The organism is Catenovulum adriaticum, from assembly GCF_026725475.1.
GTDB classification, from domain to species: domain Bacteria; phylum Pseudomonadota; class Gammaproteobacteria; order Enterobacterales; family Alteromonadaceae; genus Catenovulum; species Catenovulum adriaticum.
Window position 1 is genome coordinate 2,801,055 of sequence record NZ_CP109965.1, and the last position, 16,672, is coordinate 2,817,726.

The following is a 16,672-nucleotide window of genomic DNA, read 5'->3' on the forward strand; positions in this document are numbered from 1 at the left end:
TTTCAGCATTTTAGTAGTTAATGCTTTAATTAACTAGCGCTATTTAAATTTAAACCAGAAATAGTTTTTTGCAACAAGTCATCATGCGTGCTGTTTAACCAAATAACATCTGACCAACCTCTAAGCCAGGTTAATTGACGCTTAGCTAATTGTCGCGTTGCCACTATTCCGCGAAAGACCATTTCATCATAGTCAATTTTATTATCTAGGTAGTCCCACATTTGCCGGTATCCTACACAACGTATAGACGGTAAATCAGGATGAAGATCACCTCTTTGATACAATGTTCTAACTTCTTCTTCAAACCCAGCTTTTAGCATTTGCAAAAAGCGCTGTTCAATTCTTTTGTGTAAAATTTCTCGATTATCTGGTGCAATTGCGAACTGCTTAACGCTATAAGGAAAAGCTTCACCTTTGTCTTGAGTTAGCTCAGTTAAACTTTTTCCAGTTAACCGATAAACTTCTACCGCTCGGTTGATCCTTTGAGGATCGTTCGGATGAATTCGTTTTGCAGATTCAGGATCGTATTGACTTAACTCCTGATGTAGCCCATGCCAACCGATTTGCTCCGCTTGTTTAGCGATTTGCTGGCGTATAGTATCATCGGCTGCTGGCAAATTCGATAAACCGTCTAATAAAGCTTTGAAATATAACATAGTACCGCCTACAAAAAGCGGTATCTTGCCTTTGGCATGAATTTTTTCAATTAAAGCTAATGCATCTGCTCTAAAGTCAGCCGCTGAATAAGCCTGACTTGGATCTAAAAAATCAATTAAATGATGCGGTGCAACTGCAAGTTCAGCGGCGTCTGGTTTTGCAGTGCCTATGTCCATCCCTTGATAAACCAACGCCGAATCAACACTAATAATTTCACACGAAAATTGCTGGCATAAGTCTATCGCCAAAGCTGTTTTACCTGAGGCTGTTGGCCCCATTAAAAAAATGGCTTGTGTATCGCCCATTACCAATTTCCAATCACCTTAGATATATCAATTATTTTACTATGTTTTAGTAGCCATTGCTGCATGGTAACTGGGTCAAATTGTTTCCATTCGTTAAATATAGGTCTGATTTTCTCTAATTCAAGCGTTTGGCATTGCGAAGCTTTAAAAGTAAGTAAAAAAGCAGCTTGTTTTGGAAAATCATCCAATGCATGATCATCCAGCTTGTATTCTGTTAACCAATTGGCAATCAGTCGGGCTAAATCCAACTCACGAAACATAGCTGGTACTTTTTTAACAATAAGTGCATGGTTGCGATTTTCTTCAGTCACAATACCCAGTTTATTTAAGCAGGTTCGTTTATCTGTTAATAATTCACTTTGTTGCTCATTTAATTTAATCGCAACTGGCAATAATAGTGGCTGACTAATCAGTTGAGCTTGCACGTAATTATTTTTCAATTTAGCCGCTAATGCTGCGCCATACAGTTCATCAGCTTTGAGTAAATATAAATTATCATGCCAGCTAGCTAAGATAAATGCTTGTGCTATGGGCATCACTAATTGCCAATCGTTGTTGATACCTTCTGCCGTTTGTTCTTTATTTTTAGAGGGGTGTTTAGCCCTAATGCTTTGCTTAGAGGGGTCTGATTGCAATAAGTTCTTATATTGCATCATTTGAGCTGATAAATTTTTATCCGTTTCAGTTTTTGCGGTTCGGTTTGATGCTAAAAACTGAGTTTGAGCGCGTGTGGGCTGAGTTTGCCCCGGAAATAATTTTTTAGCGCCTTCACTTAAGTTGTTAAATAATGATGTATTGTCATAGTCTGTGGAATTACTTAATGGCTGAGCAGGCTTCGTCTGATATTGCTGAACTGGCACTTCTGAGACTGCCGCTTGAGACAAAGGGTTAGTCACCATTTCAGCGGCCGTTGTATTAAAGCTATCTGCTTCAGAATGATCTGCCCCAGAATGAGCTGTATCAAAGCGTTCAGAGCCTGCGGGTTCAGTTGGCGAAGAGGCTAGTTCAGAATCTGTGATTGAGTCTAACGTTTGCTGCTCTATGCCTTGTTGCAGACTACGTTCTAAGCTTTGAAAAATAAAATCATGTACTAAACGCGCTTGATGAAAGCGAACTTCGTGTTTCGAAGGATGCACGTTTACATCAACCTGTTTAGGATCTATTTGAATATACAAAACATATGCCGGATATAAATCTGTCGGAATTTTATCCGTATAAGCTTGCCGGATGGCATGATTAATCAGTTTATCTCGCATCATGCGGCCATTAATATAACAATACTGCATATCGGCTTGATTACGCGCTGTGGTAGGCAAACCTAGCCAGCCGGTTAATTGAATACCATCATAATCGGCATTAATGTTAATTGCGTTATCAATAAAGTTTTTACTGCAAATGGCCGCAATTCTGCGGTGCTGTCCTGATTCGTTTCTAGCAATTCGATAATGACGCTGAAGTGTACCATTATGAGATAACTTAATTTGTACATCAAATCGGCTAAGCGCCACTCGCCGAATAACTTCGTCTATATGTGCGTACTCAGTTTTATCCGTTCTTAAAAAACGCCTTCGAGCGGGCGTATTAAAAAACAAATCAGCAACTTCAACACAGGTACCGGTTGGGTGCGCTGCAGGTTGAATATTAACCGCCATGTCTCTGCCTTCAGCCAAGGCGCTCCAAGCTTCATTTTGGGTTTGAGTTTTTGATGTTAAAGTCAGCCTTGAAACAGAGCTAATACTGGCTAGGGCTTCACCTCTGAATCCTAAACTCATTATTTGTTCAAGGTCCAGCAAGGTAGCGACTTTTGATGTCGCATGGCGACTTAGTGCCAACCCTAACTCTGCTTTACTAATGCCAGAACCATTATCTCGAATTCGGATGAGCTGACTACCGCCACGCTCAATCTCAACATCAATCTGCGTTGCACCAGCATCTAAACTGTTTTCTATGAGTTCTTTAACAACTGATGCTGGGCGTTCTACCACTTCGCCTGCAGCAATTTGATTCGCCAATTGAGGCGATAATATTTGAATGCCCATTATGACTGAGGAATCTTTAAGGTTTGACCAATGTGTAAGGTGTCAGACTTTAAACTGTTCGCTTTTTTAAGTTGAACAATGCTAACGGCGTATCGAGCCGCAATCACAGACAAAGACTCACCTCGGGCAACAATGTGATCTTTATTGCGGTATAAATTGGCATACAAAGTGCCCTCTGGCGGGTGTTGACGGTAAAAGCTTTTAACCGCTTTTAATAGTGCACGGGCTAATTTGTATTGGTGCTCTCTCTGGCTTAATTGACGCTCTTCAGTGGGGTTTGAAATAAACCCTGTTTCAACCAAAATAGATGGTATATCAGGTGATTTTAACACCCCAAAACTTGCAGATTGTGGATGTGATTTATGCATACGAGTGACAGCAGACATATGCTGAACCACTTCTTGGCTTAATAAATAACTGCTAGACATAGAATGGTCCATCGACATATCTAGCAAGGCTTGCGCTAAATATTTTTCGTTTTGGGTATCCTTAATAATGTCACCTGCACCGCCTAACAGCTCTGAATGTTGTTCTTTTTGCTCTAACCAACGACCAATCTCTGTATTCGCGCGCCTTAATGATAAAATCCAAACTGATCCCCCTCTGGGTTGAGGGTTAGTAAACGCATCTGCATGGATAGAAATTAATAAGTCAGCTTTCTTTTGGCGGGCAATCTCTGAGCGTTTATTAACATCAACATAATAATCACCGGTACGGATCAATACCGCTGATAAGCCTTTCTCTTTATTAATAAGATCAGCAAGCTTTCGTGATATTTGGTAAGTGACTTTCTTTTCATATAAACCGCTTGGCCCAATAGAGCCCGGATCTTCACCGCCATGACCTGCATCAATAGCAATCACAATATTTCGATTGCTGTTACTTACCACTTGTTTTTTAGGGGCTTGACTGGTTTTAGCGTTTGAATCTGTTAAGTCAACGACTAAACGATTGCCGTAATTACCAACCGGACTTAAAGCGAATAATCCTGCTTGCAAAGGTTTATTTAAATCTAACACGACTCTAAGTGAATTTTTATATTCTGGCCGGCTATAACGAACCCGCTTAATTAAATCGCCTACATCACCCAGCGATGATAGGTTGAACTTTTGCTTAAAGTCTCGTAAATCAATCACTAAACGATGTGGGTTTTCTAAGAAAAAATAACTAAACTTAGGTGTTTGTTGTACGTCAAATACCACCCGCGTACTATCAGGCGAAGGCCAAACACGAACCCCATTAATTTGATTAGCCGCTAAGCTGGTAAAATTAATTAATAACCAGCCCACAACAACCCACAAATATTTTATTTTTATCGTCAAATTAAACCTGTTCATTATAGCTGTTGTAAAAGTTTCTCTCCGATTGAGCTTTGCGCTGTAATTTCAACCGTGCGTTGTTCGGATTCATGGTACATATTAACCAGTAGATCCGCTTGTGCCAACCATTGTGCACCTTTTTCCGGCCATTCAATAATACTAATACTGCGATTATCAAAATATTCGCGAATACCAATGTATTCAAGCTCTTCAGGATCAGCTAACCGGTATAAATCAAAGTGATATATATTGACTTCAGCTAGCTCATAAGGTTCGACTAAAGTATAAGTTGGACTTTTCACAGCCCCTGTAAATCCAAAGCCCTGTACTATGCCACGCGATAAAGTAGTTTTGCCTGCGCCTAAATCACCTTTTAAATAAATAACACAAGGTGGCGTTAACAGTTGGGCTAATTGCCGCCCTAAATTAACGGTTTCGTCGGCATTCGCTAAATGAATATGTTTGTTCATGTTTTAACTCTTAATTACAACGTTAATTTATATAACAGCTTGATTAACGACTTGACGAATATAGCTCAACATATCGGTTGCTATCATCCCTCTCTCACCTTCTTTTGCAGCTAAATCACCAGCTTGTGCATGTACATTAACACCTATTTCTGCTGCTAATTCGGGCAAGATACCTTGACCAATAAAACTAGCAATAATGCCAGTTAGCATATCGCCACTACCAGCGGTAGCCATGCCCGGGTTACCATGCTGACAAATTTTGATTTTATCTCGACTGGCAATCAAACTACCACAACCTTTTAACACAACCGTACCACTATAGGTGGCTTGTAACTCAGTTATTGCTGAAAATCGATCGTGTTGAATATGATACTGACTTTGTTCAATTAAACGCCCGGCTTCAAGCGGGTGTGGCGTTAATACCCAGTTTTTCTGTTTTGTTGGATTTTTTGCCAACCAATTTAACCCATCGGCATCTATCACTTTTGGTATGTCTTGCTCTAATACATATTGCATCAAGCCATTTGCCCAACCTGTTTTCCCTAACCCAGGACCAATAACAATCACGTCCGCAGCAGCAATTTTATCTTTAAGTATTTGATTAATTCCGTTTATTCCCACCACCATTAATTCTGGCCGTGTCATAGAAACGGCTAACACGTTGTCTGGATGGGTGATCACCGAAACCATCCCAGATCCGGTTCTAAGTGCCGCTTCAGCTGACATTCTAATAGCACCCGACATACCTTTGTCGCCACCGATACAAAGTACATGGCCAAAATGACCTTTATGGCTATTGCGCTTTCGTTTTTTAAAATGCGCTCTGAGCTCATTAAATTGACTTAATTGAAAATAAGCATGATTTTGCTGATTAAAATAATCTTCAACGCCTAGTCCTGCAAAATGTATTCGGCCTGTGCAATCAGCTGCATCAGCTGTTAACAACCCACACTTTAAACCAATAAACGTAACTGTATGTTGCGCTTTAATAGCGCTACCCATGATGCATCCAGTTTTAGCATTTAAACCCGAGGGTACATCTATGCTTACAGTTAATTTGGCTTGTAGGTTAATTGCCTCAACAACTTGCTGCCAGCTTGGCGTTAAAGTTTGCTTAAGGCCTGTGCCTAAAATGGCATCGACGACTAAATCATATTCAGCAAAATTAGCGTCATCTGCATTAATTTGATTAATCGATTGTGATTGGATTAATTGCCTTGCTTGCTCTGCATCACCTTGCCAATTAACGCAATCAGGCATATTCGCAATGGTAACTTGCCAGCCTGCTTTAGCAGCCAAAGCAGCAACAACAAAACCATCGCCGGCATTATTGCCTTTACCTACCACTACGCAGATAGATTGAGGAGAAATAAAACACGACTGAATTAATTCAAAAACAGCTTGACCTGCTTTTTGCATTAGCTCAAATAAATTGATACCAGCACTTTTAGCTGCCTGCGCTTCATTTTGACGAAGCTGTTCAGGCATAAAAACAGGGGTTGGTAGCTGTCGACTTTCACTCAATTTCATTAGACACTTTTATTTTTTATAAAAACTTTATGTATATAATACGGATTTTCTCCGCCGAAAACAGTTAATCAACAAAATCTGATAAAATATGTTATTACGCCATTAAAAGAATACGCTGAATTATCTAATTTAATGTTTTAAATAAGGTCCGTCATGTCACTGAATAACGAACAACTTGCCCAGCTCGCAATCCAAATAAAAGAATGGGGTAAAGCTTTAGGCTTTGAGGCAGTTGGTATTAGTGATTTAGATTTATCCGAACATGAACAAAATTTAAAAGACTGGCTAGCCAAGCGGTATCATGGCGAAATGGCTTACATGGAAAGCCATGGCATGATGAGAGCTCGCCCACAAGAGCTTCACCCTGGCAGCGTTAGAGCAATTTCGGTGAGAATGAATTATTTGCCTGAACATGCTCAATTTGCCCATACCTTAAAACAACCCCATAAAGCATATGTTAGCCGATACGCCATTGGCCGAGATTATCACAAAGTCATGCGCAATAAACTAAAGCAACTTGGTAAAAAAATTGAACAACAAACTGAGTTAAATGTAGGCTTTAGACCTTTTGTTGATTCAGCGCCTATTTTAGAGCGACCAATAGCAGCTAAAGCTGGCTTGGGCTGGGTGGGTAAGCACAGTTTAATTTTAGATGAAGAGGCTGGCAGTTGGTTTTTTCTAGGTGAGTTATTAATTAACCTACCTTTACCCGTTGATCAGCCCGTTAAAGCACAATGCGGTAGCTGCGTTGCCTGCATGACACTGTGCCCAACGCAAGCAATCGTTGCCCCCTATCAAGTAGATGCTAACCGATGTATTTCTTATTTAACGATTGAACTACAAGGCGAGATACCTGTCGAGTTTAGATCTTTAATCGGCAATCGAATTTATGGCTGCGATGACTGCCAATTAGCTTGCCCATGGAATCGGTATGCTGAACTGAGTCAGGAAACTGACTTTTCAGAGCGTCACGGTTTATTAAGCCAAGATTTATTAAGCCTGTGGCAGTGGGATGAGCAAACATTTTTAGATAATACTCAAGGTTCTCCAATTAGACGAATTGGTTATCAGCGCTGGCAGCGAAATTTAGCAGTGGGATTAGGCAATGCGGATTATAACGAAAAAATAATAAAGGCTTTAACTGATAAATTAGAGGATTCAACAGAATTGGTTCAAAACCATATTTTATGGGCGATAGAACAACAACAAAATAAACAAGCCAATCAATTATCTACTCAAACTAAGCAAACAAAACGCTTAGTTCGAGTTGTCGAGAAAGGACTACCGAGAGATGCTTAAAATTTAGTTTTCTCGGTCAGTTAAATCTAGCACTTTGTAGTCAATCTCCATAAAGTCTTCAACTTCTTTTAGCCAAACCTGTTCAACGAAAGCCAGATGATCCGGGTGCTCGTTGTAGTAATCGTATTCAGTTTGAGACGAAAACTCCATGGAAAGGCCAAACTGAAATGAATTTTTAGCACTCACTTGACGCAATATTTCAAATTTATTCACCACATTAATTCGCTCAAGCTTAGCGGCTTTTTCTAAAAATTCGGTCTCTTCTGTAGAATCAGGTTGATGTTTTAAAGTAAAAACGACTGTGTGTCGGATCATTATTATTCCTTTATTTTGAAAAGGTCAAAGCGATTATCACGCCAAAACAAAAAAGACAGGCGAACCTGTCTTTTAAAATTTAAATAAGGTAAACCAACTTTAAAATCTAAGTGATTTTTCGCCTCGAGATAAACCAGTTACCCCTGAACGTGCCACTTCAATTAATTCGGCTTCACTACGCGCCGCTTCAATAAAAGCGTCCAATTTAGCTGTCGTTCCTACTAACTGAACAACATAGGTTGAAGGCGTTACGTCAACAATTAAACCTCTAAAAATATCAGATAAGCGCTTAATTTCGTCACGCAAACTTGTGGTATCGGCTTTCACTTTTACCATCATAAGTTCTCGTTCGATATGCTCACCATCAGTGATATCTGACACTTTTAATACATCAACTAATTTGTTTACATGCTTGGTGATTTGTTCAATAACTCTATCATCACCCACAGTGGTTACAGTCAAACGAGACAAAGTTTCATCGTCTGTTGGGGCGACTGTTAACGTCTCAATATTGTAACCACGCTGAGAAAACAAACCCACAATGCGAGACAAAGCGCCTGGTTCATTTTCTAATAAAACAGATAATATTCTTCGCATTGCTTACTCCGCCTTTGGTCTACCTAATAACATATCATCCATTGCACCAAATTTAATTTGCATTGGATAAACATGTTCATTCTGGTCAACTAAAATATCCATAAATACCAGCTTATCGTCCATTGAAAAACATTTTTCCAATGCCGCATCTAGGTCTTTTGGATCGCTCACCCGCATACCAACATGGCCGTAAGCTTCCGCCAATTTAACAAAATCAGGTAAAGACTCCATATACGAATGACTGTGTCGGCCACCATAAATCAAATCTTGCCATTGGCGAACCATGCCCAAGGCTTGATTATTAAGCGAAATAATTTTAACCGGAATACCATATTGCATACAGGTAGACAGTTCTTGAATATTCATTTGAATACTGCCATCACCTGTAATACAAATAGAAATTGCATCAGGCACGGCGACTTTAACGCCCATAGCCGCTGGGAAACCAAAGCCCATGGTGCCCAAGCCACCAGAGTTTATCCAGCGACGAGGTTTATTAAATGGATAATACAAAGCTGCAAACATTTGATGCTGGCCCACATCAGATGAAACATAAGCCTCACCTTTAGTGATTCTGTGCATCGCTTCAACAACTTGTTGAGGCTTAATAACGGTATCGGATTTTGCGTAATTTAAACATTTTTTGGCACGCCAAGTTTCAATTTCACTCCACCAAGTTGCAAGTGCTTCACCGTCTAAGGTTTCGCCTGAACTATCTAACATATCAATCATGTCAGATAAAACTTGCTTAACTGAACCCACAATTGGCACATCTGCGCTGATGGTTTTAGAAATTGACGTTGGGTCAATATCGACATGTAAGATGGTTGCGTGCGGACAGAATTTTTTAACGTTATTAGTCACCCGATCATCAAACCGAGCACCTAAGGCTAAAATAACATCTGAGTTATGCATTGTTTTGTTGGCTTCAACTGTGCCATGCATACCAAGCATGCCTAAACACTGCTTATGTTCACCCGGAAAAGCGCCTAAGCCCATTAGCGTATTAGTAACAGGCAAGTTTAAACGCTCAGCAAACGCGGTTATTAAATCGCTGCATTCAGCGGCAATTGACCCACCACCTAAATAAAGCACAGGTTTTTTGGCGCCTAATAGAATTTGCAACGCGCGTTTAATCTGTCCTTTGTGTCCTTTGACTGTTGGGTTATAAGAACGCATTTTTATGCTTTCAGGAAAAACATAAGGATGAGATTCTTTAGGGTTAACAATATCTTTAGGCAAATCGACAACCACAGGCCCTGGACGACCCGTTGCTGCAATGTGATAAGCTTTAGCAATAGTTGCTGGGATATCTTCTGCTTTTTTAACTAAAAAACTATGTTTTACGATTGGACGAGAACACCCTACCATATCGCATTCCTGAAAGGCATCTTCGCCAATCAAAGAAGTCGCCACCTGCCCAGACAAGACAACCATAGGAATTGAATCCATATAAGCAGTGGCTATACCTGTAATGGTATTAGTTGCACCCGGACCTGAAGTCACCAATACGGTACCCACTTTACCCGTTGCACGAGTATAGCCATCAGCCATATGCGCTGCGGCTTGCTCGTGGCGAACTAATATATGTTCAATATCACTGGCTTCAAAAAGCGCGTCGTATATATCCAGTACTGCACCACCCGGATACCCAAAAATATGCTTAACTCCAAGTTGAGTTAGCGTCCGAACTACCATTTCGGCACCAGACATCATTTCCACAATAGAATTCCCCTAATGCTAATTATTACCGCAAGGATACCAAGATGTGCTCATTTTAAAAACTTAAAATGCACTTGCTTAGCAATTTATCTCGATTAAATTTACGTTTTAGCCATTTTTTACAAAATAAAGCGTATTTTATCCCGACGGGTTTGCGCTAATTCAACCACTTTGTGTTTTTCACTTGTCTCTAATTTAGCCCATTGAGTAATTTCACTAATATTTCGCCCACAACCTACACAAATATCTTGTTCATTTAAACAACATTGACGAATACAAGGAGAGCTTGGTTCACCGTTCAAAAGAGACCTCTTGTCATTAAAGTTTAATCCTCACAATATATTATCCTGAAAATTCAAAAAAATAAGCTTTGTGATTTCTTTAACCATAATGCATTTAGCATACAAAAAGTAAGTCATTTTCTGCTTATTTTCGCATACCGCTAGCCATCAACAAGAAACAAATCCTATCAGCGTTGACTTAGCCGTAAAAACCTTTAGGAGTTTGCTATGAAAAACACGACTGACATACAGTCATTACTCATTGACATTATAGAAAACAAAAAGATTCATACCGTTTTACAACCCATATATAATTTATCAAGTCAGCGTATTTTAGGGTTTGAAGCGCTTAGTAGAGGCCCTGTAGGAACTATCCTAGCGACACCCGACCCACTTTTCACGCAAGCTGAAAAATTTAATTGTCATGCGCAAATTGAAGCCATTTGCATTGAAAAAGCAATTGAATGTTTTGCTCGGCAAAATTTACCGGGAAAACTCTTTTTAAATATGACACCTAACTTTATTGTGAATGGGCTAGTCAATCCTTGCCAACTTAAAAGCTTACTTCGACGCTTTGGTTTAACTGGTAGTAGAGTGGTCATTGAAATCACCGAAGACAACCCAGCAAACAACATAGATGACTTAAAAAATACGATTAATGAGCTACGCGATATAGGCATTCAGTTTGCAATTGATGATTTAGGTGCTGGTTACTCAGGACTCATTCAATGGTCGCAAATAAAACCCAATTTAATAAAAATTGATAAATACTTTGTTCAAAACTGTAATGAAGACATGATGAAACGCGAGTTTTTAAATGCCGTATTACGCTTAGCTGATAATACAGGCGCTATGACCATTGTTGAGGGGGTTGAGACTCAAGCAGAACTTGATAGCGTTCGAGCGCTGGGTGTTTCATTTGCTCAAGGCTATTACTTAGCTCGCCCAACCCCTGAACCATCATTACGCCTACCCGAGGTATTACTGTCTGTGCAAAAACGCCAGCCAGCACATGAATTTATCCAACAACAAACCGTTTCTCTTTTATTAAATTCGATTAAAGCTGAATCTTGGCACACGCCTACCCGAACCGTCATGGACAGGTTTAGAAATGATAAAACCTTATATACCATCCCCATTTTAGATGGCGTTAAAGTAATTGGGATTGTGATGCGAGAAGAGCTAATGGAACATTTTTCTCAGCCATTAGGGCATGCACTTTATGATAAAAAACCAATAAATCAGCTGATGAAAACTGACTTTATTGTAGCTGAATCGTCAATGTCAGTAGAAGCGTTAAGTCGAATGTTAACCGATGAAACTCGGCTTGAAGCTCGAACGCCTTTTGTTATTACTGAAAATGGACAATATTTAGGTATGGGTTCTGTGCGCGCGTTACTTAGAAAAATAACAGATGCCAAAATTGAACGCGCAAAACACTCAAACCCATTAACTCAGCTTCCCGGTAATTTACCAATAGACAAAGAAATTGACGCTCTGCTAACGAACAAACAAAGTTTCTCAATGGCTTATGTCGATTTAAACCATTTTAAACCTTTTAATGACCAATATGGTTATGCAAAAGGCGATCAAGTCATAGTGATGCTCGCTGATTTATTGAGATCTTTTCAAAATACACAAAATTGCTTTGTTGGGCATATTGGCGGCGATGACTTTGTCATTATTTTTTATCAACCTAATGGTCAAGCGCAACTCACGGATTTATTAACGCAATTTGATCAGCGCGTTAAACCCTATTTTAGCCAATCACATTTAAGTGCTGGAGGTTATGCAAGCCACACTAGAACGGGAAAACCTGTATTTTATCCGCTGCTAAGTTTATCAATCGGCCTAGTGACACCTTGTATTACTAACTGTCAAAACCATCACCATGTTGCCGAACTGGCGGTTGAAGCCAAAAAACAAGCTAAGAAGCGCACGAAAAGCTATTTATATATTAACCCTAAGCAAATACCCGATAGCCTTACTCAGCCAGAGCCGTCAAGTCCAGACGCCCCTCTATTTTATGAGTCTGAAATACCCAGGCTTTCATTGCCCCAGTCCAGCCATGAACAGGCCAACCAGCCTTACTCTTGAGCTCACTAAGAAAGGTTTCAGGTTGAGGATATTGCTGCCACATGCAAGGTAAAAAAATACCTGATAATTGACCATATTGAATAATGAGGCCGTCTTTATGCGGAATTAACTGTTCTAACAAGTTTTGCTCGCTGGTGACTTGCAAAATAAGTGGGTTGGTCATGATTGAAACAGCCGTTGTCAGCCGATTTAGTTCTGAAGCGGATAAGGGATCAAATCGAGGATCATGAAATGCAGCTTCATGCGCATACCAAGCAATATTATTATCTAGCCTATCACTAGTGAAGGTTGTGCCAACACAACCGCGTAACAAACCTGCGGCTTTTAATGATACAAAACAGGCAAGCTGATCTGACAGTAAAGCATGACGCGGAATTAAATGCTCAGGCAGTCGGTTGCCATCGTTAGTAAAAGCATAACTTAAAGCATTAGATACTATGCTTAAAATTTGCTGTTTTACGTCACTTTGTTCAAAAACAGAAATAGTTAGGCTCACTTTAATCCACCATTAAATCCTTAAAATACTGAAATATATTTGAGTATAGCTCAACCTAACCAATTTAAAACAAGTTAGAGGTTAAGGCATGTTACTCTTTGTATCATTATTGAGCAACTGACTATTTTTAGCTAAAAAAGAAGGGGTTAAAACAAAAAAATAAAGTACAAGCCCAGCCAATTACTAAGCTCATACTCAACTTACCACGAAAGTGCTTTTATCACGCTGTAAGCTTTTCTACTCCTCACTATCAACGGTTAGTTTATCGTCAATATCATCAGATAAGGCGACGCTGTCTTCATCGTCATCACTATCATCAATATCTATCAATTGTTTTTTGTTTCCATACAAACTGCCAAGCTTAGGACGGTTTAATCTGGATTGATATTTAAGCCAAGCCAGTTCCTCCGTTTTTGTCGCTTGAGTATCACCCCGCATGATTGACAAGAACCTATGGTCTTGTTCATCGCTAGGATCTATTTCGCCTTTGTACAAAGCATTTAATAGACACCCATAGCGAGATAATGCGTCTGATTCAGTTATCGAAAAATCGCCAGAACGACGAAATCCATAAGGGTAGTTTTTTGGATCATCATAAATACGAGATAGCAATTGCTGCTTAGTTTTTGCCATTTAGGACCTCTCAAACTCAGAAAAGTATTCAGGCATTCACACAATTGAATGCGATTTGATTTTTAGCGCTAAAAAACCATTCTGTCAAAAGATTATTGATGAATTTTTTATTTATTTTTTCTTAAATGGCTTTACCTGATAAAGACATACAAATAAAACCACTTAAGACAAGCGCTGCAAATTAAAACTCTTCCCAATCATCATCGTCGGTAAATGATAATGCGGCCGGGGATGGCCTGGCTTGTACTTTGCGACCTGTTTGAGTCATAACGGGTTTAGAGTCGAATTGAGATTGCATATCCATCGCTGAGCTCACACTTTCGATATGTCGGCTATCCTTTCCTGACTCCACGGTGAAAAACGACAACAATTGCTTCATCGCTCTGGCTTGCTCTGACATTGATTCACCCGCTGCCGAGGCTTGCTCAACTAATGCAGCGTTTTGTTGGGTCATTTCATCCATTTGGGTGATAGCTTTATTAACTTGTTCTATTCCAGAACTTTGTTCATTTGAGGCTACTGAAATATCCGCAATCATTTGGCTTACTTTTTCAACTGCGTCAACGATTTCAGATAAAGTATCACCTGATTCATTAACTAACGCCGCACCGTCTTCAACTTTAGCAACGCTGTCTCGAATCAAGTTTTTAATTTCTTTCGCGGCTTCTGCGCTTCGCTGGGCTAAATTCCTGACTTCACCAGCCACCACTGCAAATCCACGGCCTTGCTCACCCGCTCTTGCAGCTTCAACAGCTGCATTTAAGGCAAGTAAATTAGTTTGAAATGCAATTTCATCTATTACTCCAATAATATCAGCTATTTTTTTGCTGGCTTGGTTAATTTCACCCATACCTTCAACCGCACGCTTAACAACAGCACCACCAGCGGTTGCCTTGTTTCTCGCATCTGATGCAAGTTGATTAGCAACTGACGCATTTTCAGCATTTTGTTTAACCGTGCTTGTCATTTCCTCCATGCTGGAAGCTGTTTCTTCAAGCGATGAAGCTTGCTCTTCTGTACGTTGGCTTAAATCAGCATTGCCCTGTGCAATTTCATCGGCACCAGAGGCCACTGTTGTTGCAGATTGATTAACCCGCGCAATAATCTCTGTCAGCTTAGCCACAGTTGAGTTTGAATCATCTTTTAATTTAGCAAAAGTTCCCTGATAATCGCCTTCAATCCGCCGGGTTAAATTACCATGAGCCATGGCATCTAACATGCCGACTGTGTCTTGAATTACACCATCGGCAATAGACACTAAACGATTTAAACCTTTAGATAAATTAAGCGCAAAACCTGATTTATTGTGCTCGTCTAAACGAGTTGATAAGTCCCCTTCTGCTGCTTGCTGAATTAAGTTATCAATTTCACACTCAATTGAGGCTTCTTCGGTTCTGTCTTTCCATTCTACAATGGTGCCTATTTTTTCTCCGTTTGTATCTAACCAAGGCGAAGCCGTTAAATCAAAATTTAACTTACCAATTTTGATTTGTGCAAAATAAGGCTGGTCGAGCGCGGCTAATAATCGTCGTTGATGAGAAGGCTCTTTATGAAAAATATCAATACAACTACCCACTAAATTTTGAGTATTAAACCTAGGTAGTTCTTTTTGGATTTCACTTTCGCGATGTTTTAACATTTTCATGTTTTCATCGTTTACATAAACAATATTCAAATCATTGTCGGCAATCATGACACTGGCTTGGCATATTTTTAATGCATTTGAAAAATTAGCGACTTTCTGACTTTCAATTTCATTCAACTTTTGTTGAGTAATATCTGTTGCGTACTTAACTACTTTGTACGGCTTGCCATTAAGATCATAAATGGGATTATAAGATGCTTGGATCCAAACTTTCTCACCGTTTTTTGTAGTACGCTGAAACTCACCCGATTTGTATTCACCTTGGTTAAGATCTAACCAGAATTGTTTATATTCAGCGCTATTAACTACCTCAGCATCAACAAATATTGAATGGTGTTTACCTTCAACTTCAGCTAGTTGATAACCTAGTGTCGTTAAAAAGTTTTCATTGGCTTTAATGATGGTGCCATCTAAATTAAATTCAATCACTGCCTGTGATTTATGGATCGCATCCATTTGCCCTGAGTAGTTAGCCCATTGTGCTTTACGTTCAGTCACATCGGTAGCAAATTTAACAACTTTATAGGGGTTGCCGTCAGCATCAAAAATAGGATTGTAAGTCGCTTGTATCCATACATCATCGCCATTTTTTTTGATTCGCTTAAATTCGCCTGAAATATATTCACCTTGGTTTAAACGCTGCCAAAAGTTTTTATATTCACGACTTTTAGCGAAATCAGGCTCAACAAATATAGAATGATGCTGGCCTTTGATCTCATTTAATCGATAACCTAACGTATCTAAAAAATTATCATTAGCGGTTAATATCTCACCGTATAAATTAAATTCGATAACTGCTTGTGATTTATTAATTGCGCTAATTTGCCCAGAGAAATTGGCATCTAATTCTTTTCTGTTTGTTATATCACTCGCTAAACTAATAATTTTATAGGGTTTGCCGGCGTCATCTAAAACAGGTGTATATGAGGCCTGCAGCCAAACGGTATTACCTAAATTATCAACGCGCTCACACTCACCGTTAACACTCTCGCCTGAACGTAAAGTTTGCCAAAATGATTTATATTCAGCTGAGCTGGCATATTCGTGGGTAACAAATTTTTTATGATGCGCGCCTATAATTTCATCGCTATCATATCCCATTAAGTCTAAAAAATTTCGGTTTGCCGCTAGCACCCTAGCATCCAAATCAAACTCAATAACAGCTTGAGAGCGAGTAATAGCCTCTATCATTGCTTTAGATTGGTTATCTTTTTTCTGACCTAAAATACCGTCTAAAATCCCCATTAGCGTCCCCTTCAGACAAACC

Annotated in this window: 14 protein-coding genes; 2 read left to right on the plus strand and 12 right to left on the minus strand. The window is 39.5% G+C overall.

The window, feature by feature from the left end; all coding sequences use genetic code 11:
• Window positions 1–29 precede the first annotated feature (29 nt).
• From miaA to OLW01_RS12370, 5 genes are read right to left on the minus strand one after another with little or no spacing between them, the layout of a single operon-like run.
• Window positions 30–962, minus strand: coding sequence for a tRNA (adenosine(37)-N6)-dimethylallyltransferase MiaA (gene miaA / locus OLW01_RS12350; protein ID WP_268074221.1), 933 nt, complete (start codon window positions 960–962; stop codon window positions 30–32).
• Entirely contained in the window at window positions 962–3,001 is a 2,040-nt protein-coding gene (mutL, locus tag OLW01_RS12355; protein WP_268074223.1) for a DNA mismatch repair endonuclease MutL, read from the minus strand. Before mutL ends, miaA begins: the two co-directional genes overlap by 1 nt.
• Complete coding sequence (locus tag OLW01_RS12360; RefSeq protein ID WP_268074224.1) at window positions 3,001–4,338, minus strand: N-acetylmuramoyl-L-alanine amidase; 1,338 nt, start codon at window positions 4,336–4,338, stop codon at window positions 3,001–3,003. The genes mutL and OLW01_RS12360 overlap by 1 nt, the downstream gene beginning before the upstream one ends.
• Window positions 4,338–4,790: a tRNA (adenosine(37)-N6)-threonylcarbamoyltransferase complex ATPase subunit type 1 TsaE gene (gene tsaE, locus OLW01_RS12365; RefSeq protein ID WP_268074226.1), complete on the minus strand. Its 453-nt coding sequence runs from the start codon at window positions 4,788–4,790 to the stop codon at window positions 4,338–4,340. The genes OLW01_RS12360 and tsaE overlap by 1 nt, the downstream gene beginning before the upstream one ends.
• A 27-nt stretch (window positions 4,791–4,817) precedes the next feature.
• Window positions 4,818–6,320, minus strand: coding sequence for an NAD(P)H-hydrate dehydratase (locus OLW01_RS12370; RefSeq protein ID WP_268074227.1), 1,503 nt, complete (start codon window positions 6,318–6,320; stop codon window positions 4,818–4,820).
• A 153-nt stretch (window positions 6,321–6,473) separates the two neighbouring features.
• Here OLW01_RS12370 and queG point away from each other — a divergent pair, with 153 nt between their 5' ends.
• Window positions 6,474–7,619 (plus strand): tRNA epoxyqueuosine(34) reductase QueG, encoded by a 1,146-nt coding sequence (gene queG / locus OLW01_RS12375; protein ID WP_268074229.1) that lies wholly within the window; start codon window positions 6,474–6,476, stop codon window positions 7,617–7,619.
• A gap of 3 nt (window positions 7,620–7,622) precedes the next feature.
• On the opposite strand, the gene OLW01_RS12380 is transcribed toward queG, so the two are convergent.
• From OLW01_RS12380 to OLW01_RS12395, 4 genes are all read right to left on the minus strand, one after another.
• Window positions 7,623–7,934: a Dabb family protein gene (locus OLW01_RS12380; protein WP_268074231.1), complete on the minus strand. Its 312-nt coding sequence runs from the start codon at window positions 7,932–7,934 to the stop codon at window positions 7,623–7,625.
• A 99-nt stretch (window positions 7,935–8,033) separates the two neighbouring features.
• Window positions 8,034–8,531: an acetolactate synthase small subunit gene (gene ilvN, locus OLW01_RS12385; RefSeq protein WP_268074232.1), complete on the minus strand. Its 498-nt coding sequence runs from the start codon at window positions 8,529–8,531 to the stop codon at window positions 8,034–8,036.
• 3 nt (window positions 8,532–8,534) lie between these two features.
• Window positions 8,535–10,253 carry an acetolactate synthase 3 large subunit gene (locus OLW01_RS12390; RefSeq protein WP_268074233.1) on the minus strand — a complete coding sequence of 573 codons (1,719 nt, stop codon included), beginning with the start codon at window positions 10,251–10,253 and terminating at the stop codon, window positions 8,535–8,537.
• A 119-nt stretch (window positions 10,254–10,372) separates the two neighbouring features.
• Window positions 10,373–10,555, minus strand: a complete 183-nt coding sequence (locus OLW01_RS12395; RefSeq protein WP_268074234.1) for a DUF1289 domain-containing protein — start codon at window positions 10,553–10,555, stop codon at window positions 10,373–10,375.
• A 207-nt stretch (window positions 10,556–10,762) separates the two neighbouring features.
• Between OLW01_RS12395 and OLW01_RS12400 the strand changes: the two genes are divergently transcribed.
• Window positions 10,763–12,631: a GGDEF domain-containing protein gene (locus OLW01_RS12400; RefSeq protein ID WP_268074235.1), complete on the plus strand. Its 1,869-nt coding sequence runs from the start codon at window positions 10,763–10,765 to the stop codon at window positions 12,629–12,631.
• Here the strand turns inward: OLW01_RS12400 and amrA are convergent.
• The 3 genes from amrA to OLW01_RS12415 all read right to left on the minus strand — a co-directional run bounded on the left by amrA (window position 12,519) and on the right by OLW01_RS12415 (window position 16,650).
• Complete coding sequence (gene amrA / locus OLW01_RS12405) at window positions 12,519–13,127, minus strand: AmmeMemoRadiSam system protein A (RefSeq protein WP_268074236.1); 609 nt, start codon at window positions 13,125–13,127, stop codon at window positions 12,519–12,521. The two genes, OLW01_RS12400 and amrA, sit on opposite strands and share 113 nt — an antisense overlap.
• 237 nt (window positions 13,128–13,364) lie before the next feature.
• A complete protein-coding gene (locus OLW01_RS12410) occupies window positions 13,365–13,760 on the minus strand; it encodes a MaoP family protein (RefSeq protein ID WP_268074237.1) in 396 nt (131 codons plus the stop codon).
• A 181-nt stretch (window positions 13,761–13,941) separates the two neighbouring features.
• Window positions 13,942–16,650: a methyl-accepting chemotaxis protein gene (locus tag OLW01_RS12415; protein ID WP_326498584.1), complete on the minus strand. Its 2,709-nt coding sequence runs from the start codon at window positions 16,648–16,650 to the stop codon at window positions 13,942–13,944.
• Window positions 16,651–16,672 lie beyond the last annotated feature (22 nt).

Excerpts from the sequence above, each read along its gene's own strand:
- OLW01_RS12400 (WP_268074235.1), top strand. The coding sequence starts at position 10,763 with ATGAAAAACACGACTGACATACAGTCATTACTCATTGACATTATAGAA.
- OLW01_RS12360 (WP_268074224.1), bottom strand. The coding sequence starts at position 4,338 with ATGAACAGGTTTAATTTGACGATAAAAATAAAATATTTGTGGGTTGTT.
- OLW01_RS12380 (WP_268074231.1), bottom strand. The coding sequence starts at position 7,934 with ATGATCCGACACACAGTCGTTTTTACTTTAAAACATCAACCTGATTCT.
- queG (WP_268074229.1), top strand. The coding sequence starts at position 6,474 with ATGTCACTGAATAACGAACAACTTGCCCAGCTCGCAATCCAAATAAAA.
- tsaE (WP_268074226.1), bottom strand. The coding sequence starts at position 4,790 with ATGAACAAACATATTCATTTAGCGAATGCCGACGAAACCGTTAATTTA.
- mutL (WP_268074223.1), bottom strand. The coding sequence starts at position 3,001 with ATGGGCATTCAAATATTATCGCCTCAATTGGCGAATCAAATTGCTGCA.
- ilvN (WP_268074232.1), bottom strand. The coding sequence starts at position 8,531 with ATGCGAAGAATATTATCTGTTTTATTAGAAAATGAACCAGGCGCTTTG.
- OLW01_RS12415 (WP_326498584.1), bottom strand. The coding sequence starts at position 16,650 with ATGGGGATTTTAGACGGTATTTTAGGTCAGAAAAAAGATAACCAATCT.
- miaA (WP_268074221.1), bottom strand. The coding sequence starts at position 962 with ATGGGCGATACACAAGCCATTTTTTTAATGGGGCCAACAGCCTCAGGT.
- OLW01_RS12410 (WP_268074237.1), bottom strand. The coding sequence starts at position 13,760 with ATGGCAAAAACTAAGCAGCAATTGCTATCTCGTATTTATGATGATCCA.
- OLW01_RS12370 (WP_268074227.1), bottom strand. The coding sequence starts at position 6,320 with ATGAAATTGAGTGAAAGTCGACAGCTACCAACCCCTGTTTTTATGCCT.